Below are 20712 nucleotides of genomic sequence, written 5' to 3' on the forward strand. Positions count from 1 at the left end.
ATCTGGATGAGGGGCGGCGCGCTTGCTCATACGCCTTGTCCCGGCGGCTCGATCTGATCAGAGCGCCGGGCATGTAATTCGAATAATGATCGCAGTGCGTGTCATCATGGCCGCCTTATAGGCCCGCCTTCCTGCATCGTCCAGAGGGGGGATTGCCTTGGGCGCATGGGCACGCCACATAAGGGAGATGACAAACGCCCTACCCCCACGTTTCGACATCACCCGCGCGCAGATCGAGCAGGTGGTCGCCGCCTTTTATGCCGCCGCGCGCGAACATCCCGGCCTTGGGCCGGTGTTTGCCGCCCATGTCACCGACTGGCCCAAGCATGAGGCCAAGGTGGCGGATTTCTGGGCCAATTCGATCCTGCATGAGCGGGTCTATGACGGCAGCCCGATGGAGGCGCATGTCAAGGCGCGCAACGTTCAGCCGGGGATGTTTTCCACCTGGCTGTCGCTGTTTGACCGCACGCTTGATCGCGAGTTGAGCCCGCAGCAGGCGGCGGCGTGGTCGGCGCTTGCGCATCGTATCGGGCGGTCGTTGCGCGCGGGCGTGGTCGATCGCTCCACCCTGCCCGGCGGCATCCCCAAGCTGCGCTAGGGCTGTGGCTTGGCCATATGGCGCGCGATGCGTTGGTTAAGCCAGGCCAGACCGGCAAGGCTCAGGCCCAGGCCAAGAAAGGACGCCACCCGCACGAGACCGGCGAGGCCCGACATATCGACCAGGAACACCTTGGCCACGGTCAGCGCCACACCGGCCATCGCCAAACGGCGCAGGGTCTCGGAACGGCGCAGCAGCGCCAGCAAAAGCAAGACACCCGAGACCGCGATCAGCGCAAGGGTATAGCTGTATAACTCGCCGTCGCTGACGCCGGGCACCGACAGGTCGCGCCCCTGCCACAGCCGCCGGATTTCAAGCCCGCCGTACCAGGCGCCATAGGCGGAGGCCAGCACCACAAAGCCGCCCCGCAAAAGGCGCGGCAAATGCCCAAGCTTCCAAGCCGCCACGGCAAAGACCAAAGCCACAGGCAGGTATGCCGCCGCCAGACTGTCGAAAATCATCGGGCCGGTGACCAGCTCCTTGCGCCACATGAACGGCACCAGCGGGTTGGTGATCACCGCCTGCGCCACAAGCAGGACCGCAGCAATCGCGCCCATGACGACCGCCAAGGTGATACGAAGCGCCCCCATGATGCGCCCACTCACCTTAAGGCGGTAAAGCTGGACCATGGCCGCCACAATCCAGACCACCGCCATCAGCCCGAGCCCGGCATGCCCCATCGCGCCAACCTCGCCAAGCCAGCGTTGCAACAGCACGCTGGCGAAAATAGCAGCAATGCCCCAGATCGCGCTTTCGATGACAACCCGCGTGGCGCCCTGCGCGCGCGGCGCCATCACCACCCAAGCAGCGGTCAAAAGCACCAGAGGCCCGGCATGCGACAGGATCACATCGCCCAATCCGGCGCTTTTGACCGCCCAAATGACGCCCGGATCAAGCACAAGGCGATAGCCGATCACGGCCACGCCAAGCTGGGCAATCCCGCCCAGAAGCGGCAGGTTGAAGCGCCGGTCGATCAGCGCCGTCACCAGCACCACGACCGCAAGCACCAGCGTCAGGGCGGTCGCGCTCAGCATCACGAACAGCGCCAGCGAGATCAGCACGATCGCGCTTCCGGCAAAAAGGGCGGCGCGCAGCCGCGCGTCGGGGGCCGCGCCCTTGGCGCTTCGCATCGCGAGCCAGACCATGAGCCCGGCCATGCCAAGCACATGCAGCGCCCAGGGATAGAGACCGATCACATCGCCGGGCTGCCACCACAGCTCGAGGATAAGCGCAAGCGCAGGCCCCGCGACCGCCGCGCAGAGCGCCCAGAGGATTGATGGCACGGCGGCCCCGGCCTGTTGCATCCGAAGCGCAAACAGCCCCGAGGTGACCGCCCCGCCCAGCATCAGAAGGCTGGCCGCAAGCGGCGCGGGGGTTTCGGGCAGGCGCTCGGCACCCGCTCGGAACGTCGCCCAAAGCGGGCCGCGCTCCAGCCCCTCAAGCATCACCAGAACAAGCCCTGCAAGCGCCGGAAGCACCGGCAGATCCTCAAGCGCGGGGGCGAGCGCCGTGCCAAGCACAAGTGCCGCGATCATCAGCGCCAAAAGCCCCAGCGAGAGCCAGTCTGTCACCACATCACCGGCGTTGCGCGCCACCAGAACCGCCGCCACAGAACCAAGCGCAACCATGGCCAAGGCCAGCCGCGCCGGAAAATCCGGGAAATCGCCGCCCGCCATGATCCGGCGGCTGATCGAGTTGCCCGCATGCCTCGGCGTCAGGCTTCGCTCGGGCACCAGCACGGCAAAAAGCATCACCAAGGCCCAGAACGCCAGGTAATGCAGCGCGCCCGCATCCCCAAGGTAAAGCAGATTGGCCCCGCTCACCGTCACCGTCAGGGCAAGCACTGAAATCCACGCCCATCGTCGCAGGGCATCCACGGCCAGACCGACAAAGGCCAAGACGGCGTAATAATAGTAAAACAGCCACGGCGTATCCGATGAGCCGCCAACAAGGAACGGCGCGGCCCCTGCCCCGATCAACCCAAGCGCCGATAGAACCGGCCCATAAAACCAGCCCAGAACGATGGCGACAGCAGCAACGCCGACAAGCGCCGCAAGGCCGGTTTCAGAACCAATCAACCCGTAAAGCGCACGCGCCGCCAGCACGGCGGCAAAGAGTGTTATCACGCCCGCCCCCGATAAAACCGAGGGCAAGCCTGCCGTCGCGCCGCCCTCGTCACCGTGGCGGCGCCGAATGACCTCCCCCCCGGCAATCATGGCCGCGCCAAGCGCCAAGGCCCCCATGACCCGCCAGAACGGCGTCAAAAGGCCCTTTTCGACGCCGTATTGCACCATGAACACCCCGGCCAGGGCCAGTGAGACGCCAGCCACGGCAAGCGCCCAGTTGTCGCGCATCCAGCCAAGAAGCGCGGCCAGTTTGTCACGCCGGAGCACAAAGGCACGGGGCGGGCCGACCTTGTCCGGCGTGGGGCGCGGGGCGGGTATCGGGGTCGGCATTGGCTCTTGGGCACGGGCCCATGGGCCGGTATCCTCGGATTTGCTCTCGGGTGACGGCATGGCGGCGGCGGGGCTTGACCCCGCTTTGACAAGCTGTACCTCAAGCGCGCTGACCCGCGCCTTGAGGCGGGCATGCGACACCAGAAGATAGGGAAGCCCGAACACCACAAGGGCGAGAATGCATAGCGCAAGAATTACCACGATCGCGTCCATTTCCATACCCGTCTACCGCCCATAAGAGCGCAGCCTAGCCTTGCCCGAAAAGCCCGGTCAATGCCCGTTTTACAAGCCCCGTCACCGAGGGGCGGCGCACCCGCACAAACGGCAGGGGGCGACAGACCTCGATGGTGGCGACCCCAACCCGCGCGGTCAGCGCGCCATTGACCACGCCTTCGCCAAAGCGGCGCGAGAGCTTTGAGACAAGGCCGCCGCCGGCGACGCTGCTGATCAGGTCATCGCCCACAGCCACCGCACCGGTGGCCACCAGATGGGACATGACCGCGCGCGCCAGCCGCCAGCTTCCCAAAACCCCGGCGCGCCCGCCATAGATTTCGGCAACCCGCCGGATCATCCGCAGATTGGCCACAAGCGCGCCAACCACATCGGCAAGCGCCAGAGGCACAAGCGCCGTGACGGTCGCCACCAGCCGCGCCGCACTTTCGACCTCGCGCAGGGCGAGCGCATCCAGCGGCGTCAAAAGCTCGGCCTCGGCCAGACCGATCAGCGCCTCTGCGTCAAACTGTTCCGGCGCGCGTTCCCTGAGCCGCTCAAGGCCCCAGCGGGCCTCGTCTCGTTTGCCATAAAGCGCCTGCATCCGGGCCACGACATCGCGCGCCTGCGCAAGATCGCCGCCCGCAAGCGCCACCACCGCCGCGCGATTAAGCGCGTCGAGCCGCCCAAGGCGCGCGAACCCGGCCATTTCGCGCAGGCCAAGCAGGAGGGCGACGCCCAAAAGCGCGATCCCCATTGCCGCCACCGTATAGCCAAGGATCGGCAGCCGGTCGATCAGGTTCAGGGCAAAATCCCAGGCCGCGACCGACACGACCGCCCCCAGAAGACCAAGCGCAAGCGCCCAGAAGGCGCGGCCAAGGCGCGACGGCGCGCGCGCTGTGCCAGTGATCGCGGCCTGCATCGCGCGCCCCTGCGGCGAGGGAGCCTCGATTTCGGGCACCGGCGGGGCGCGGTCGGGGCCGGGCGTGTCGGCGCTGTCATCCAGTTCGATCAGCACCGGGTCGCGTGACTTTCCATTGCTCATCCGGCCACCCCTTTTTCGGACGTCCACACCATCAGGATATCAGGCAGATTCTCGTCATTGCCATAGCCCGGACTGCGCCCGCATTCGATAAACCCGTTGGCGCCGTAAAACGCCCGCGCCTCGGTATTGGCCTCAAGCACCCATAAATCGAGCGCCTCAACCTCGGCCTTGGCCTCGGCCAAAAGCGCGCGGCCTATGCCTTTGTTGCGTTGATCGGGATGAACATAAAGCGCATGGATGCGGCGGCCGTCGCGCACGATAAAGCCGACCACGCCACGGCCATCCTTGAGAACCCGCACCCAGCCCCAGCGGATCACCCTGAAAAAGGTTTCAAGGTCTTCGCGGCGCGTGCGCACCTGCGGCAACCAGGGCGTTTCACCGGAAAAGCGCCACAAGATGACCGCAAGATGCGGCAGATGCCAGAGCCGCGCCGGGCTTGGCGCCAAAGCCGGGACAGCAAAAGTCATAACCTGTCGCCGAACAGAAACTCTGCGGCGCGGTCAAGCCGGATATGAGGCGGCCCCTCGCCCGGTCGCAGGTTCAGGCGCGCGGGCGCGAACCGCATCACGTTGTATTCGCCGTCAAGCCAGCGTGTCGCGCCGGAGCGCGAGGCCGACAAAAGCGCACCGGGGTCCTGCGGCAAGGCACCGGGATAAAGCACCGCCTGCTTGCCCGTTTCCAATAGTCGGCCGCGCACGCAATCAAGATCGCGGCCCTCATGGCTTAGCTGTTCCTCGACCGTGGCGCGCAGGGCCGCAATCGCCATGGCCCCGGTCTCGGCCCCGGCAAAATCGGCGCGATCACGCGCCTCGCGCATCAGAGCGGCCATGATCGCGGTCAGCTGCGGGTGCTGATTGTGATGCAGATGATCGGCCTTGGTTGCCGCAAACAGGATTTTCTCGACCCGCCTGCCGATCAAAAGCCGGGTCAGAAAGGCGTTTCTGCCGGGCCGAAAAGTGCCCATGATCTCGGCCATGGCGCGGCGCATGTCCTCGACGGCCTGCGGGCCCTTGTGGATTGCATCAAGCGCATCGACAAGCACCACCTGTCGGTCAATGCGCGAAAAATGGTCGCGGAAAAACGGGCGCACGACATCGCGCTTATAGGCCTCATAGCGGCGCGCCATCTCGGCGCGCAGGCTTTTGCGCGGGGCCGCTGCCCCCTCGGGCAAAGGCGCGAAGGTCACCACGGGCGAGCCGGCCAAATCCCCCGGCAGCAAAAACCGCCCCGGCGTGCAGTCATAAAACCCGGCGTCCCGCGCGGCATGCAGATAGGCGGTAAAGCCCTGTGCCAGCCCCTGCGCCACGGGTTCGTGCAGGGGCGCGGCAGGATCGACCCCGCCAAGCGCCGCAAGATATGCGCCCGCCTCGGGGCGCTTTTCGATGCGCGCCAGAACCTCGGCCGACCAGACCTCGTAGGATTTATCCATCAGCGCCAGATCGAGCAGCCACTCACCGGGATAATCGACGATGTCGAGGTGAACGGTGCGCGGCCCTGTCACCCCCGCCAAAAGGCCGGTCGGGCGCACCCGCAACGACAGGCGCAACTCTGACACGGCGCGCGTGCTTTCGGGCCAATGCGGCTCTGCTGCGGTGAGGGCCGCGAGGTGATGCTCGAAATCAAAGCGCGGCAGGGTGTCATCGGGCTGTGGCTGAAGGAAGGCGGCGGCAATGCGCCCCTCGGAGGCCGCGAAAAGCCCCGGCATCCGCCCGCGATCCATCAGGTTGGCGACAAGCGAAGTGATGAACACCGTCTTGCCCGCGCGCGCAAGCCCGGTGACGCCAAGGCGCAAGACCGGCTCGAACAGCGCGCCCGACACCCGGTCGCCAAGGCCTTCGACACCCCGCGTCAGCCCCTCTGCCAGCTGTGAAATCACCAAAAACCCGCCCCTTTACACCCGTTTGCCACAAGATAGACCCGCCGGCCGCCACATGCTAGGGGGGCAAACCGCTGGTATATTCCGCAAAACGCAGCGTTCGAGGCGTGGCGCAAGGATTTGAGTATTTCTGGAATGGTGAAAGCCAATGCCGGTGATAGCCAAAGCGGTTTTTCCGCGTTATACGAGCGGAAATTTGAGGAGCCCCCACATGGCCGAGACCGAGCAGCCGCAGATCTATCTGATCACCCCACCCGAGTTTGAGCTTAGCCGCTTTCCCGAGACCCTCGCGCGGGTCCTGGATTCGCAGGACGTGGCTTGCGTCCGCCTTGCCCTGGCGAGCCGCGACGAAGACCGTATCGCGCGCGCCGCCGATGCCTGTCGCGAGGTGACCCATGAGCGCGACATCGCGCTGGTGATCGACACGCATGTTTTGATGGTGGAGCGGCTTGGGCTTGACGGGGTTCACCTGCTTGATGGCGCACGCACGGTGCGGTTTGCGCGCAAGGAACTGGGCGATGATGCGATCATCGGAAGCTTTTGCGGCACCTCGCGGCATGTCGGGATCAGTGCCGGCGAAGCGGGCGCGGATTATATCAGTTTCGGCCCGGTCGGCGCCTCGGCGCTTGGCGATGGCAGCCAGGTCGAGGAAGAGCTTTTTGACTGGTGGTCGAAGATGATCGAACTGCCGGTCGTGGCCGAAGGCGCGCTTGACGCAGCCCTTGTGGCGCAGCTTGCCCCAATGACAGATTTTTTCGCCTTTGGCGACGAAATCTGGCAGCAAGACGATCCGGTCGCGGCGCTCGCCGCTCTTGTTGCGGCGATGGGGTAGTCACCGGCCCCGGCGATCCTTTGGCATGGCCGCGCGCACCGCGTTCTCAGCATGCGCGGCCAATGCCTTTCTGTCACTGAAATCATCAACCTTTACAGGCGGGTGATAGATGACCTTAACGTGCCCTTGCCGCCCTGCGGCCAACACCCGCAGCGCATGTCCGCCAAAGGTCATGTCGCCCCACCAGGCGTAGAATCGCGGATCTTGATCAGGCGGCGCGTGATAGATCACGGTCACCGGCTGAACAAAGATTTCATGGCGAATATGTTCACTGAAGAGCGCCTGAAAAAGTGTTGATTTAAAAGCCAAAACGCGCATTCCGTCGGTCGAGCTTCCTTCCGGGAAGAACAGAAGTTTGTGCCTTGCCAAAAGCCGACCTTCAAACAGCTCGGTTTGCGCGCGCGCCTGTTTGGGATTGCGATTGATGAAGACGGTCCCGGTGATCCGCGCCAAAAGCCCGATCCCCGGCCATTTCGCCACCTCGGATTTCGAGACAAAATACACCCTCTTGCGCGCATTGAGAGCAAAAATATCGAGCCATGAGCCATGGTTAGCAACCACAGCTCCAGCATGGGGCATCGGCGCGCCCTGAACCTCGTGGCGCATGCCGAGCACGATAAAGGCCATCCGGCAGACCCACTGAGTGATGTAGGGTGTCCAGGGGCGATGCAGCTTGTAGAGCGGTTGTTCTATCAGCCTTATCAAGGCGCTGAGCACAACCCCGGTGAGCAGGATGCAGACCAGGACCGAGCCCCGCAAAACCGCGCGCAAAACGCCCGCCGGGCCAAGCCGGACGACCGCGGGTGGCTTGGGCGAATTCCACGTGAACGTCACCTTGTAAGAACCTTTGAATAAATGGATTTCTTTCGGTCATTCAAGCGCTCTGTATCCATCACAAGACAGACATCCGTGGTGTTGAACTGATGATCAACATAGGCGCCCTCACCGACATGGCCGCCCATCCTGAGATAGGCCTTGATCAGGGCGGGCACTTTTAGCATCGCCGCGCGGCGATCAAGAGCATCGTCAGGAATGAGGTTCATGGTCTGAAAATGCTCGCGACGGGCGCGCACGCGGATTTCGGGAGGCGCAAGATAGCGGTGATGCAAAAGCGACAGGGGCTGCGCCAGTTTGCCAAGGCCCGTGCCGTGAAAGCTTGCCACTCCAAACAGGATTTCCACATTATATTCAGATATATAAGTGGCCAGGCTATTCCAAAGGTGAAACATGCCAGGCCCGCCGCGATATGGTTTGGCAAGACAGGACCGCCCCAACTCCATCAACCGACGCCCACTGGCGCGCAGAACAGAGAGGTCATATTCATCCTCTGAATAATACTGACCGGCGCGCCGGGCCTTATCATCGCGCAACAGCCGATAGACCCCGACCACAGCGCCCCCTTGCGCGTCATCCAGCAAAAGCAGGTGATCGAAATAGGCGTCAAAACGATCAACCTCAAGCCGTGCGTCGTGCTCGACCATCGGCCCGGTGCCGCCCAGTTCCTCGACAAATACTTCGTAGCGCAGGCGTTGCGCGGCCCGCAATTCTTGCGGGGTCGAGGCAAGTTTGACGCGAAAGATCGGGGATTTGGCGGGCATTTCGCTCTCGGGTTGCTGGCTTTGGCGAGGGTTTAGGCAAGCTGCCGGGCAATGACAACGCGCGTTAACCGCGCATCTGGCCGAAAAGGCGGGGCGGTGTTAACCTTTTGCTAACCATGTTCAGGGATCAAAGACAGGAACAAGTTCCACCCGCGCGCCATCTATCACCACTTTGCCGACCTCTCGAAAGTTAACGGTGATACGGCCCGCGATATTTGATTGCACCTGGCCGGTGCCCCAATCAGGCTGCTGGGGATGACGGACAAGCATCCCCGGTTCCAGTATCGAGTTCATATCGCTCATGTCGTGCCCCGCTTCGGAGAATACCTTTGAACAACCATAGTCAGACCCTCGCCGCATTGATAGGCTCTCGTATCTGCCATGACCTGATAAGCCCGATGGGTGCGGTCACCAACGGGCTGGAATTGCTCGAACTTTCCGGCATGGGCGCCTCGCCGGAAATGGCGCTTATCTCGGAGAGCGCGGCCGATGCAAATGCACGAATCCGCCTGTTCAGGCTGGCCTTTGGGGCCGCATCCGAAGGCCAGAGCCTGCGCTGCGAAGGCCTTGGCGATATCCTTGGTACGATCTATCGTACCGGGCGAATCACACTTGATTTTGGCCTGTCAGGGACAGTAACCCAGCCCCTCGCACAGGTGGTGGTGTTAAGCCTTTTGTGCGCGGAACAGACCATCCCCTTTGGCGGCACCCTCGGGGTCGCCCAACAAGAGGGGCGCCTAGAGGTCAGTGCAAAAGGCGGGCGGCTTCAGGTGAATGACGTGCTGTGGAACAGCCTTGGGGCGATGGCCCCCGCGCCCGAGGTAACCCCGGCACAGGTGCAGTTTCTGCTCTTGCCAGAGCGCCTCGCCGCGCTTGGGCGCACGCCAGAGGTGGAGCACGGCGAAACCGAGCTGCGCCTGCGCTTTTAGAGGGCGGCGCCTTCATTCGAGTTCACGCGACACCCTCTAACCTATTGATGTCGCATGTTCGAGAAGCTCAAAACCGGTTCCCACTTTTGAGCAACATGCTCTAGGCGCGCGTCGAGCCGTCGCCATCGACCAGATATTTGAAACTGGTGAGCTGCGCCGCGCCAACCGGCCCGCGCGCATGCATCTTGCCGGTGGCGATACCGATTTCCGCGCCCATGCCGAATTCGCCCCCATCGGCGAATTGGGTCGAGGCATTGCGCATCAGGATCGCGCTGTCGAGGCGGGCAAAGAACTGGTTTGCGGCGGCGTCATCCTCGGTGATGATACAGTCGGTGTGGTTCGAGCCATAGCGCCGGATATGGGCGATCGCGGCGTCAAGATCATCGACCACCTTGGCGGCGATGATGCTGTCGAGGTACTCACAGCCCCAATCATTCTCGGTGGCCGCGGTGGTGCCCTCAATGGCGCGCAGGGTTTCATCGGCGCGGACCTCGACGCCCGCATCCAGAAGCGCGCGCACCACGCCCTGACCGATCGTGCCAAGGATATCGCGGTGGATCAAAAGACACTCGGCCGCGCCACAGATGCCGGTGCGCCGGGTCTTGGCATTCACCACCACGCGCAGCGCTTTTTCGGGATCGGCCTCCTTGTCGATATAGATGTGAACGATGCCTTCCAGATGGGCAAAAACCGGCACGCGGGCCTCGCGTTGCACAAGGCCGACAAGGCCTTTGCCGCCACGCGGCACGATCACATCCACCGTATCGGTCATGGTCAGCAGCGCCTGCACCGCCGCGCGGTCACGGGTCGGCACAAGCTGAATCGCATCCTCGGGAAGACCGGCGGCGCGCAACCCTGCCACGAGGCAGGCGTGTATCGCGCCTGATGAGTGAAAACTTTCAGAGCCGCCGCGCAGGATCACGGCATTGCCGGACTTCAGGCAGAGCGCCCCGGCATCCGCCGTCACGTTCGGGCGGCTTTCATAGATCACGCCGATCACCCCCAAGGGCGTGCGCACGCGCCGGATATGAATGCCAGTGGGCTGATCCCATTCGGCCAGAACCTCGCCGACCGGATCATCCTGTGCGGCCACCGCGCGCAGACCCTCGACGATGCCCTTGATCCGGCTTTCATCCAGCGCCAGGCGATCCATCATCGCTTCGCTCAGCCCCTTGTCGCGGCCATAGGCAAGGTCTTTTGCATTGGCGGCAAGAATTTCGGCGCGCCCGTCCCAGACCGCATCGGCGGCGGCCTCAAGCGCGGCGCGCTTGGCTTCGGGGCTGGCGACGGCCAGATCGGCGGCGGCGGCCTTGGCGCGCGCGCCGATATCGGCCATGAGGGCCGTAATATCCTGGTGCTCTGTCATGTCACACTCTCCTCTTCGGGGCTTGCGTGTTGATGTCCTTGGCGGACCTCTAAAAGGCCATGTCGTCGCGATGCATCAAGGGACCGCGCGCCGCATGGCCAAGCACGGCTTCGATCTGATCCGAGCGCAGCCCGCTGATTTTCTGCGCATCCGCGCCGTCATACCGCGTCAGCCCCTGGCCCAGCGTGCGCCCGGCCTCGTCAACGACCTCGACCGGGTCACCGCGCCCGAACCTGCCGCTGACCTGAAGAACACCGGCGGGCAACAGGCTGCTGCCCGAACGCAGCGCCTTGGCCGCGCCGTTGTCCACCACGACCCGGCCCTTGGGCTTCATGGCGGCGATCCAGGCCTTGCGCTTTTGCTGGGGGTCGCCCTGGGCCAGGAACCATGTGGCGGCGGCACCCTCCTCAAGCGCCCTGATCGGGTGCAGAACCGCGCCCTGGGTGATCGCCATGTCACAGCCGCCCGCCGTGGCCGTCTTGGCCGCCATCAGCTTGGTTTTCATGCCGCCCTTTGAGAGGCCAGACCCGGCATCGCCCGCCATCGCCTCGATCTCGGGGGTGATCACCTCGATCACGTCATAGCGGGTGGCGGTCGGGTCTTGCGTGGGGTTGGCGGTATAGAACCCATCCACATCCGAAAGCAGGATAAGCTGATCCGCGCCCGCCGTCACGGCCACCTGCGCCGCCATCCGGTCATTGTCGCCATAGCGGATTTCATCGGTCGCGACGGTGTCGTTCTCATTCACGATCGGCACCGCGCCAAGGCGTAAAAGCTGTTCCAGCGTGGCGCGCGAATTGAGATAGCGGCGCCGGTCGGCGCTATCCTCCAGAGTGACAAGAACCTGCGCAGAGGTGATGCCATGCGCGCCAAGCACCTGATCATAGGCCCCGGCAAGGCGGATTTGCCCGACGGCCGCCGCGGCCTGGCTCTGCTCAAGCGACAGCTCTGTTGCCGGCAGGCCAAGCACCCCGCGCCCAAGCGCGATCGAGCCGGACGAGACAAGAATAACGTCGGTGCCACGCGCCCGCAGGCGCACCACGTCCTCGGCAAGCGCACGCAGCCAGTCGGCGCGCAACTCGCCAGTGGCGCGGTCGACCAACAGGGCCGAACCGATCTTGATGACAAGTCGTTTGGCGTCGCTTACGGTTGCCACGGCGCGGGTTCTTCTTCGGTGGTGATCTTGTGGCGCAGGCGATCATCGTCGATCTGCGTGCGCAGGGTACGCAGCACATCGACCACCCCCTCGCGCGACACGCCCGACATCATCATGACCGGCCCGCCAGAGGCCTCTTCAAGCAGCGCGCAAGCCTCGGCGCGTTCCTCATCATCAAGAGCGTCGATCTTGTTGAGAGCGGTCACGCGCGGCTTATCGGCAAGATCGCCGCCGTAAAGCTCAAGCTCGTTGATGATGGTGTGATAATCCTCGGCAATGGTGTCTGAGGTGCCGTCAATCAGGTGCAACAGAACCGCGCAACGCTCGACATGGCCCAGAAACAGATCGCCAAGCCCCTTGCCCTCGGAGGCACCACCGATCAGGCCGGGGATATCGGCCACGACGAATTCAACCTCATCGACGCCGACGACGCCAAGGTTGGGGTGCAGCGTGGTAAAGGGATAATCGGCGATCTTTGGCCGCGCGTTCGATGTGGCCGCTAGAAAGGTCGACTTACCGGCATTCGGCAAGCCCAAAAGGCCCACATCGGCAATCAGCTTGAGACGCAGCCAAAGCGTGCGCTCGACGCCTTCCTGGCCGGGATTGGCGCGGCGCGGGGCCTGGTTGACGCTGGTCTTGAAATGCAGGTTGCCAAAGCCGCCATTGCCGCCCTTGGCCAACAAGACCCGCTGGCCAAGCTCGGTCATGTCGGCGACCACCGTTTCCATGTCGTCGTCAAGGATTTCGGTGCCCACGGGCACGCGCAACACGATGTCATCGCCGGTAGAGCCTGTACGCTGACGGCCCATGCCGGGCTGTCCGCTCTTGGCGAAGAAATGCTGTTGATAGCGGAAATCGATCAGCGTGTTGAGACCGTCAACCGTCTCGGCCCAGACCGAACCACCATTACCGCCATCCCCACCGTCCGGCCCGCCGTATTCGATGAACTTTTCACGCCGAAAGCTGACACAGCCGCCGCCGCCGCCGCCAGAGCGGATATAGACCTTTGCGAGATCAAGAAATTTCATGTGTCATCCTTTCGCAAAGGCCATAATGGCCTCAAACCGCTTTTCTGCTATAGGTCCAGGTTGCCACTTTTGCACCGCGCGCAATGCAAAAGGTCTCGGCATCCCCAAGATACTGAAATCCGCAATTGGTCAAGACCCGCGCCGAGGCCGCATTGTCCTGAAACACGCTGGCAAATGTCATCCGCGCCCTTTGCGGATTGGCCGCCAGAAGCGCCTCGACCGCTGCCGAGGCGACACCGGTATTCCAATAGGCAGGCGCCACCCAATAGCCAACCTCGGATTGCTCAAGCTCGAGCCGCACGAGGCTTATCACCCCCATAAGCTCTGATCCGCCGATCTTGCTGCCGTCCATCGCCCAGAAATCCTCGATCCGGTCGTCGGCCTGCGCGCGCGCGATGATCGCCTCGGTGGTGCCGGGCGGCAAGGGATGCGGGATGCTGCTGGTGTTCATCGCCACGCGCGCATCGCTTGCATACATCTCGATCAGCCCGGCATCCGACGCCCGAAGCGGGCGCAGGTCAAACCGTTCGGTTTCGATCACCGGCTGATTTACAATCGTCTCAAGCCTCATGCGTTGCCTCCTCCAAAGAGCACGAAGAGAACCGAGGCGACGGTTAGCGCCGCCAAAGTCCACATCAGGTATTTCTCGGCCGGTGTCCCGGCCACGGTCTGGGCGATCCGATCCCCTCCATAGGTCCAGATCGGATGAAGAATGGCCTGTAAGCCAAACAAACAAATGGCTATTGCCGCAGTCGCTTGCAAGGCCGGGGTGCCCGGTATCACGAAATTGGTAAACCCCGTGACAATCATTGCCCAAGCCTTGGGGTTGAGCGGATGCACAATCAGCCCGGCCATGAAACCCGGCGGCGTTTCAACAGATTTGCCGCCGTCCAGGCGCAGATGCGCCACCTTCCAAGCCAGCCAGCAGATGTAGGCCGCCGATACCCACTTGAGCGCCGAAAAGATGACCGGCGCCTGCGCCGCCAGTTCCATCAGGCCAAAGCCGATCGGCCAGATGATCAGCTGTTTGCCAAGCGCCACGCCCGCCACGAACGGCAAGGCCGCGCGAAAGCCAAAGCGCGCGCCTGTGGCCAGAAGCGCCATATTGGCCGGCCCCGGCGTGCCCACCTGGCTTGCGCCAAAGGCCAGAAAACTGATCACGGCAACGCTCATCACGGGTTGCCTCCTGCGCAAAAATGAAAAGGGACCGGCGGTATCGCCGATCCCCTTGATGTCTACAACAACCTTAAGGTCAGCTTATTCAGCGGCCTCCGCCACTGGCAGAACCGAAATAAAGGTACGGCCCTTGAGGCCCTTGTGAAACTTCACAGCGCCTTCGACCTTGGCAAAGATTGTGTGGTCCTTGCCTTCGCCAACGCCCTGACCCGGCCAGAACTTGTTACCGCGCTGACGCGCGATGATGTTGCCCGGAATCACAGCTTCGCCGCCATATTTCTTGACGCCAAGGCGACGGCCGGCAGAATCGCGACCGTTACGGGATGAACCGCCTGCTTTTTTATGTGCCATCTGGTCTCTCCTTAGCCTTTTGCCAGCTCGGTGGCCTGTGCGATCCAGTCTTCACGACCGACACGACCTTTGAACGACAGTTTCTCTTCGATTGCTTCAACGTCAGCATCTGTCCATGCTGCAATCTGTGCAAAGGTTGTGATGCCTTCACCATGCAGTTTCTTCACGATCACCGGACCAACACCGGAGATCTTCGACAGATCGTCACCACCTGCGGCGGCTTTCGCTGCGGGCTTGGCAGCAGCTTTGGGAGCTGCGGCTTTCTTGGCGGGCTTTTCAGCCGCGGCCATTGCCGTTGCCGAAACCGAACCCGACCCGATTGCGGCCTTGACGCCGGACTTGTCGCCGCCGTTTGCCAGAATCTCGGTCACGCGCAGCAGGGTAAGCTGCTGGCGGTGGCCCTTGGTGCGCTGCGAGCCGTGCTTACGACGACGCTTGACGAAGTGGATGACCTTGTCACCCTTGACCTGATCAACGATCTCGGCCTGAACCGCGGCACCCTCTATGAAAGGCGCGCCGACAACAGGTGCGTCGCCGCCCAGCATCAGAATCTCGTTAAATTGAACTTTTTCACCGGCATCTGCTGCAAGCTTTTCAACACGAAGCATGTCCCCTGAGGACACCTTGTACTGCTTGCCACCGGTCTTGAGGACCGCAAACATTGCATTTCCTTTTCCGTCTCCGCGCTCTGTGGTCCCCGAAATCCTCGGGCGTTTCCGGCCTTATGGCCACCTCGAACTGCGCGCCCCTGGGGCGTCATTCAAAAACAAACCCGGCAAGATCATCCCGCCGGGTTGCGCGCTTATTCGGGAAAGCGGGGTAAAAGTCAAGGGTCATCGCCGCGATGCGTGCACGATATCGCCTATAAATCCTCGCCCTGCATCTGAAGGGCCACCGCAAGGCCAAGTTGATAGGACAGATCCTCGTACATTCCGTCATAGGCCGCAAACAGCGCCCGGTTCAGATCGCGCCCGGCCGGGCTTTGATACAGCGCGATATACGCCTCAAGCTTGCTGCGCGCCAGCGGTTGATAGGCCATCACCAGAAAAGAGCGCAGCCAGGTTTCGGTTTGCTTGCGCATGTCCTCTTCCTGCGCCCAGATATCGGCGAGCATCTCGTCCTGCGGCAAATCAAGCGCGCCGCCGTCGGCAAGGCCGGTGTAAAACACAAGGTTGGCATTCAGCGCGCCGGTGACATTACGCTCGATCAGGTCGCTGTCGTCGATAAAGACATCCACACGCTCGACCAGAACATCGCCGTCCTTGACCATCTGGTCATAGAGTTTTTCGGTCGCGGCCTCGATCTCGGGATCAAGCAGGGCGTTGCGCGCCGCCAGCTCAAGCGCCACGATCTCCTGCCCCGGCCCCTCGAAGAACGCCAGAAGCGGCGCCAGATCGACCCCGTCAAGCGCCGTGGCAAAGCCGCCCGTCACCTTGGCCCGCATCGCGTCGCGGTCATAGACCTTGGCCACGATCACGTCCCAGCGGGCAAGCTCGGCCTCGGCCAGCATTTCCTGTCCGACCTCGCCGCCATAGCGCAGCCCCTCGTCGCGCATGATCTCGATGGTCTCGTCAAACCGCAGTGCGGCGATCAGCCGGTCGATCTCTTCGGCGCGATCCGCCAAGGCCGGGCCCGCCAGCAGGACCAGACCGGCCAAACATCCCAAAAGCGCCCGCCGCGTGATGCGCGCCGCCTGCCTCATAGCTCCTGACCGGGGTGCATATCGGCCATCCGCGCCGCGAGAACCTCGAACCGCCCGGCCATGATCTCGTATTGCACGGCATTCATAAGCTCGTAGACCCGCGCCATCAGCGGATGCTCAAGTGCGTCGACATAGGCGCGAAGGTCATCGGTGCTCAGATCCTGATAGGTATAGGCCGCATTCGCCAGCGCCGAGACGCGCAGGGCCTCGCGCAGCTCATCCTCGCCCTCGGCCAGAATGGCCCGCAGGCTGCCTTCGTCCAGTTCCGCCTCAAGCACCCCCGCATAAGAGGCCGCCAGCAGGAAGCGCAGCTGAATTTCCTGCACCGCGCGCATGCCCGACCCGGCCCCGTCAACGGCGGTGTTCATGTCCTGCAAGACCTTGATCCGCGCGTCATCGGCCTCGGCCAGCAGGGTCTCGCCCTCGGCCCGCTTGGCCGCGTCATCCTCGATCAGATGCGAGGCATTCTCGACCGCGACAAGGCGCTGCCCAAGGTCAGAGGCGTAAAAATCCGCCGCATGGGCCAGCATCTCGTCGCTGAGCGTTCCCGACAGGATCTCGAGGCCGGTCTCGCGCATCCGGGCGGTATCGAACACCTCACCCGCCACCCGCGCCCAGTCATGGCCGAAATCGCTCGCCGAAAGGCCAAGCATCCCAGGCGCATCGGCGGCGGCAAGCGCGATGCTGTCAAGCGCCACGCCAAATCCCGTAACCTCAAGGAACGCCTCAAGCCGGTCCCGGTCGGCCGCGCGCAGCGGCAAAAGGCCGATCAGCACGATCAGCGCCCCCGAAAAGACGATCTTCGCCACGCGCGGCGCCTGGCGCATCCGGGTCACAAGCATTGCGGTTTGTCCTTCTTTGAGGGTCTGAAAATGCAACTCCCTACAACCTAGGCAATTTATCCGGACAAACAACGCAAAACCCCTTGCCCCCCCCGCCAAAGGCAATTAAACGCCCTCCACCAGACCCCCGCGGAGAGGTGCCGGAGTGGTCGAACGGGGCGGTCTCGAAAACCGTTGATCCTGCAAGGGATCCCAGGGTTCGAATCCCTGTCTCTCCGCCACAACACTCAAGCTACTGTTATTGCAAGGTTTTTACACCGATGTCCAAGCGATTGTTGTCCAATACGGACCACATCAAGGCAGCGAAAGAAGACAACCGACCTCACAAGCCGTGCGACGCATCATGCGCAAACAGATACTGGCGGATGTCGCTCAGATCGACGAACCGGTCATTCGAACGCAGAAGATGATCTTGCGGAACGTGATCGTTCAGCGAGAACTCATAAAACAGCGCCGCCTGTGCTTCCTGCCTCGGTCCCAACATCGCAAAATCCCCCGATCAATATGGGAATTGAATCAGTGATGCACGCCTCGATCAAGGAAGAGTTTTTCAACAGAATTCGCCCATTGTGTTGAAAAACTGGGTTTTTGCCAGAGAGGTAGACATTAGGCAGAACATCATTCCGCAATAGCACCCTTATGCAAATGTCGTTTACAAGAAGGCGCCATGCGAGAAGGATATTCCGGATTTTCGGTACGATTTTATTTTCGGTACGATTTTAAAGCAGCGGAGTTTTTCAACAAAACCCGCCCTTCGCGTTGAATGCGTGCGGACGTCGCAGATCTGACCACCTGTGCAATATATTGCAAACTGCTTTTCACGCCGTTTGAAAAGTGGGGCCTTTCAGACTGCCCTGCCCCCAATTTAGGCAAAATCATCGTCCATATTTGGAACGAACAGGGCATCTTGCGCATCCCATCCGTACCTATTTGGGAACATCCTTGTTACCATACAGCGAGCTTGCAGCCAAACAGCAGGCTCACCACCTATTAACTATTCCTAAACCTCCAGAAGCGCATAGCCGCGCTTATGCCAAGGTCGGCACCTCTGCTTTTGTCCGACGCGGGTCTTCACGCTTTGCGAGTTTCAGCCGCATCGCTTGACCGTCGGGATGATCATGACCTCGCGCGACGATCTGATGACCTGTCACCGCGCAGCGCCTCAAGCGCCACAGCAGCTTTAAACTTGTCTGAAAAGTTCCGTCGCTTTGTCATTCTCGTATCCATTCCTGCGCGTTGGATACATCTTAGCACGCTGTCCAAATTTGCCGGACACTTCAAGACCTGTCTTGCAGCGACCCGTTGAAACCCCAGGGGCAAAAATGCCGTTCACGAAGTTCATACCAATGCTGCTTGAATTTAGATTCAGCTAATTTCGACCGCTCGGATATTTTGGTCGCGTTGCTATAAATTTAGAATATATATCAGGCGCTTACCTCAATATTCCGCAGCGGCTGCAATGGTGGCATTGCGTTGTCAAGCAAACGACGCTCTACGCAATCGTCAGCAAAACGCTCTTTGACCTTATCTGTGATGTCGCGCGGATGAATCAGATGCAGCACGCCTTTTCGCCGCTGAATGCCAAGCCGAGCTTTCTTTGCCGCTTTGTACAATTGCTCCATCACTTTCGACGAAGACCATCCCGTTTCATTCATTATCTGTTTGATGTGAACCCCATGATGCAGCTCGGCCAGCAAATGCGCATCAATACTGAGTTTTGGAGGCATTACGATATCATCAAAATTTCGGGCGGCGCGAACAAGTACCCTGTCCGAATTCACAAGTCTGAGGGCGCGGAGGCGTCCTTGGCGTGCCCTTTCAATGCTCATGTTTGCACCCCGCGATACTAGCGTCTCCCCGGTTAGACCGAGGTGTACAGGTTAATTTTCTGGTGACAGGCCATGCCCATACACCCGGTGTCTTTCTAGAAGAAATATCCAACTTCTGCTTCCCCATGGTCGCGTGCTCAACGGTGAGAGCGTGACGAATTATTGACATTATCGTGCCACATTTTTGACAAAACTCAATATTTTTTGCCAATTGTTGGGGCGCGCGCGACAATATCAAACAGGCTGGATTTTGTGTCAGTTTTGGCGACAAAATATTGTCAATATGGAAACAGATCTCGCGGATTGGCAAGACTATCCGCGCTTCAAATTCCGGCGGAATAAGAATTTATTCCAACAGCCCACTCTTGACAGGCAACAAAACTTGCCGCCGATTCCCGCAAGCTAGTCACCGCGCTCTTGCTCAGACCGGGACTGGCGTTCGAGTTTGCGGATATCAAATTCAAATCAAACCCGAAGCAGGATCTCAATTATTATAGCTAAAGCGGCGAGCTTGAACCCTGAAGCGGGGGATTCCCAATTGTTGTGATTTGTGATTCATCCTGTTTGGGAGGATATTTCATGTCAGCAGCACTACCATCAGAATTCCGATCGCGTTTTCGGGAATATCTTGAAGAAGGGTTAAGCGGGCGCGCAGCTGCGGCCCGCTTGAGGCTATCTGCAGCAACGGGTGTCCGCTGGCAGCGTAAGTGGCGCGAGACAGGATCGGTTGCACCAGGGGCTCAGGGTCGCCCCCTTGGTCAGGGCAAGCTTGCAGCCCATCAGGTGTTTCTGGAAGAACTGGTCGCACAGGAGGGTGACATCACGCTGCCGGAACTTTCCGGAGCCCTGGAAGCGGTGGACCTGTCCCGTTTTCGTGCCGCCCCAAGTGCTCGTTTAAGCCACTTTCCTTTCGAACGCGACCGTGCTTTTCCATCCCAAGGCTGAGTGTCGGCGTCGTGGATTGTAGAAGCCTGTGTGGATGCCCCTTTCAATGCAAGAAGTTTTTAAGATTGCTTGGAACAAGTGATCAGTACAGTCGTGTGTCCGGCCTATTCCGCTAAATGACCCCGCAAAGCGTTTACCAACTGGGAGCGTTGGCGGACAAACAAATCGCGTGCTCGAAAGACCATGCCCTGCGACTGTTGTTCTGCGCTTTTGACCGAGACGTAGCGCATCGTCGGACGCGATGCCGCCTCCGCGATCGCTTCTGCGTCATTTGCGTCGTTCTTTTGACGCTTCACAAACGGCTTGACGTAAACAGGTGGGATAAGACGCGCCTCATGGCCAAGCTTGCCAATCTCACGCCCCGAATAATGGGATGTAGCGCAAGCTTCCACCGCAACAACGCACCTTGGGAGCTCACTCAAGAACGCGGTAAGCTGAGGGCGCGACAATTTCTTGCGGAACGCCACAGAACCATCAGCGGCAGCCCCGTGCAGCTGGAAGCTCCGTTTTGCTAAATCAATTCCTGCTATGCTAACATTCTCCATGGATGCTCTTCCTTTGTATGACAGTTTAAACTGCTATCATTCTGGCACATTGCGATGCCGCCGGGTGGGGCATCCACCCCATCATTGATGTATTCGAAGATCGCGCCCTCTGCCTGGCGACGTATGTCCCGGAGGGTGCGCCGGATCAGCTCTGCCGTGATGGATTTGAAGACCGTCTCAACCATGGAATTGTCGTAACAATTTCCCTTGCCGCTCATGGATATTCTG

22 protein-coding genes, 1 tRNA gene and 2 pseudogenes are annotated in these 20712 nt (G+C 61.4%); 5 read left to right on the forward strand and 20 right to left on the reverse strand.

The features are described 5' to 3' along the window. The first annotated feature begins 187 nt into the window (after positions 1-187). Complete coding sequence (locus BUB78_RS11395; RefSeq protein WP_073198219.1) at positions 188-598, forward strand: group III truncated hemoglobin; 411 nt, start codon at positions 188-190, stop codon at positions 596-598. On the opposite strand, the gene BUB78_RS11400 is transcribed toward BUB78_RS11395, so the two are convergent. Genes BUB78_RS11400 through BUB78_RS11415 form a run of 4 tightly spaced genes read right to left on the reverse strand, consistent with a single transcriptional unit; the run spans position 595 to position 6188 of the window. Continuing rightward, a complete protein-coding gene (locus BUB78_RS11400) occupies positions 595-3267 on the reverse strand; it encodes a DUF2339 domain-containing protein (protein ID WP_084732842.1) in 2673 nt (890 codons plus the stop codon). The two genes, BUB78_RS11395 and BUB78_RS11400, sit on opposite strands and share 4 nt — an antisense overlap. Before the next feature lie 34 nt (positions 3268-3301). Continuing rightward, positions 3302-4309 carry a YcjF family protein gene (locus tag BUB78_RS11405; protein WP_073198220.1) on the reverse strand — a complete coding sequence of 336 codons (1008 nt, stop codon included), beginning with the start codon at positions 4307-4309 and terminating at the stop codon, positions 3302-3304. After that, the gene (locus tag BUB78_RS11410; protein WP_073198221.1) at positions 4306-4776 is read right to left on the reverse strand and encodes a GNAT family N-acetyltransferase; all 471 of its coding nucleotides are present in this window, start codon (positions 4774-4776) and stop codon (positions 4306-4308) included. The genes BUB78_RS11405 and BUB78_RS11410 overlap by 4 nt, the downstream gene beginning before the upstream one ends. After that, a complete protein-coding gene (locus BUB78_RS11415; protein WP_073198222.1) occupies positions 4773-6188 on the reverse strand; it encodes a YcjX family GTP-binding protein in 1416 nt (471 codons plus the stop codon). The genes BUB78_RS11410 and BUB78_RS11415 overlap by 4 nt, the downstream gene beginning before the upstream one ends. Before the next feature lie 208 nt (positions 6189-6396). Here BUB78_RS11415 and BUB78_RS11420 point away from each other — a divergent pair, with 208 nt between their 5' ends. Further along, positions 6397-7017, forward strand: a complete 621-nt coding sequence (locus BUB78_RS11420) for a thiamine phosphate synthase (protein ID WP_073198223.1) — start codon at positions 6397-6399, stop codon at positions 7015-7017. Here BUB78_RS11420 and olsA read toward each other — a convergent pair whose 3' ends face one another. From olsA to BUB78_RS11435, 3 genes are all read right to left on the reverse strand, one after another. Next, positions 7018-7851 (reverse strand): lyso-ornithine lipid O-acyltransferase, encoded by an 834-nt coding sequence (gene olsA, locus BUB78_RS11425; RefSeq protein ID WP_073198224.1) that lies wholly within the window; start codon positions 7849-7851, stop codon positions 7018-7020. Then, positions 7848-8615 carry an L-ornithine N(alpha)-acyltransferase gene (gene olsB / locus BUB78_RS11430; protein ID WP_073198225.1) on the reverse strand — a complete coding sequence of 256 codons (768 nt, stop codon included), beginning with the start codon at positions 8613-8615 and terminating at the stop codon, positions 7848-7850. The genes olsA and olsB overlap by 4 nt, the downstream gene beginning before the upstream one ends. A gap of 120 nt (positions 8616-8735) precedes the next feature. Next, positions 8736-8918: a DUF3553 domain-containing protein gene (locus BUB78_RS11435; RefSeq protein WP_073198226.1), complete on the reverse strand. Its 183-nt coding sequence runs from the start codon at positions 8916-8918 to the stop codon at positions 8736-8738. Between the two features lie 56 nt (positions 8919-8974). On the opposite strand from BUB78_RS11435, the gene BUB78_RS11440 reads away from it, so the two are divergent. Continuing rightward, positions 8975-9544: a histidine phosphotransferase family protein gene (locus BUB78_RS11440; RefSeq protein WP_245813451.1), complete on the forward strand. Its 570-nt coding sequence runs from the start codon at positions 8975-8977 to the stop codon at positions 9542-9544. Positions 9545-9644: 100 nt separating this feature from the next. Here the strand turns inward: BUB78_RS11440 and BUB78_RS11445 are convergent, their stop codons facing one another. The 9 genes from BUB78_RS11445 to BUB78_RS11485 form a co-directional block, all read right to left on the reverse strand. Further along, positions 9645-10910 carry a glutamate-5-semialdehyde dehydrogenase gene (locus BUB78_RS11445; RefSeq protein ID WP_073198228.1) on the reverse strand — a complete coding sequence of 422 codons (1266 nt, stop codon included), beginning with the start codon at positions 10908-10910 and terminating at the stop codon, positions 9645-9647. A gap of 49 nt (positions 10911-10959) precedes the next feature. Next, entirely contained in the window at positions 10960-12066 is a 1107-nt protein-coding gene (proB, locus tag BUB78_RS11450) for a glutamate 5-kinase (RefSeq protein WP_073198229.1), read from the reverse strand. Further along, the gene (gene obgE, locus BUB78_RS11455; protein WP_073198230.1) at positions 12054-13094 is read right to left on the reverse strand and encodes a GTPase ObgE; all 1041 of its coding nucleotides are present in this window, start codon (positions 13092-13094) and stop codon (positions 12054-12056) included. Before obgE ends, proB begins: the two co-directional genes overlap by 13 nt. Before the next feature lie 31 nt (positions 13095-13125). Next, positions 13126-13665, reverse strand: a complete 540-nt coding sequence (locus BUB78_RS11460; RefSeq protein WP_073198231.1) for a GNAT family N-acetyltransferase — start codon at positions 13663-13665, stop codon at positions 13126-13128. Continuing rightward, a complete protein-coding gene (locus tag BUB78_RS11465; RefSeq protein ID WP_073198232.1) occupies positions 13662-14267 on the reverse strand; it encodes a LysE family translocator in 606 nt (201 codons plus the stop codon). The genes BUB78_RS11460 and BUB78_RS11465 overlap by 4 nt, the downstream gene beginning before the upstream one ends. A gap of 84 nt (positions 14268-14351) precedes the next feature. After that, a complete protein-coding gene (rpmA, locus tag BUB78_RS11470) occupies positions 14352-14621 on the reverse strand; it encodes a 50S ribosomal protein L27 (protein WP_073198233.1) in 270 nt (89 codons plus the stop codon). Positions 14622-14632: 11 nt separating this feature from the next. After that, a complete protein-coding gene (locus BUB78_RS11475; RefSeq protein WP_073198234.1) occupies positions 14633-15283 on the reverse strand; it encodes a 50S ribosomal protein L21 in 651 nt (216 codons plus the stop codon). A gap of 200 nt (positions 15284-15483) precedes the next feature. Beyond that, a complete protein-coding gene (locus BUB78_RS11480; protein ID WP_073198235.1) occupies positions 15484-16323 on the reverse strand; it encodes a hypothetical protein in 840 nt (279 codons plus the stop codon). Beyond that, positions 16320-17165 (reverse strand): DUF2059 domain-containing protein, encoded by an 846-nt coding sequence (locus tag BUB78_RS11485; protein WP_073198249.1) that lies wholly within the window; start codon positions 17163-17165, stop codon positions 16320-16322. Before BUB78_RS11485 ends, BUB78_RS11480 begins: the two co-directional genes overlap by 4 nt. A gap of 131 nt (positions 17166-17296) precedes the next feature. On the opposite strand from BUB78_RS11485, the gene BUB78_RS11490 reads away from it, so the two are divergent. Then, positions 17297-17386 (forward strand) — tRNA-Ser (locus BUB78_RS11490). Between the two features lie 101 nt (positions 17387-17487). On the opposite strand, the gene BUB78_RS20690 is transcribed toward BUB78_RS11490, so the two are convergent. Further along, on the reverse strand, positions 17488-17649 hold the full coding sequence (locus tag BUB78_RS20690; protein WP_170865053.1) for a hypothetical protein: 162 nt from the start codon (positions 17647-17649) through the stop codon (positions 17488-17490). A 940-nt stretch (positions 17650-18589) separates the two neighbouring features. Continuing rightward, the gene (locus BUB78_RS11505; protein WP_139279318.1) at positions 18590-18994 is read right to left on the reverse strand and encodes a hypothetical protein; all 405 of its coding nucleotides are present in this window, start codon (positions 18992-18994) and stop codon (positions 18590-18592) included. 579 nt (positions 18995-19573) lie between these two features. On the opposite strand from BUB78_RS11505, the gene BUB78_RS20695 reads away from it, so the two are divergent. Next, positions 19574-19939, forward strand: a complete 366-nt coding sequence (locus BUB78_RS20695) for a transposase (RefSeq protein WP_170865054.1) — start codon at positions 19574-19576, stop codon at positions 19937-19939. 107 nt (positions 19940-20046) lie between these two features. Here BUB78_RS20695 and BUB78_RS11510 read toward each other — a convergent pair. Beyond that, positions 20047-20484: pseudogene (locus BUB78_RS11510) on the reverse strand (IS110 family RNA-guided transposase); the annotation flags it as partial. Between the two features lie 83 nt (positions 20485-20567). Further along, a pseudogene (locus BUB78_RS20920) lies at positions 20568-20712 on the reverse strand (IS3 family transposase); the annotation flags it as partial.

This window comes from Roseovarius marisflavi (genome assembly GCF_900142625.1).
GTDB lineage: Bacteria > Pseudomonadota > Alphaproteobacteria > Rhodobacterales > Rhodobacteraceae > Roseovarius > Roseovarius marisflavi.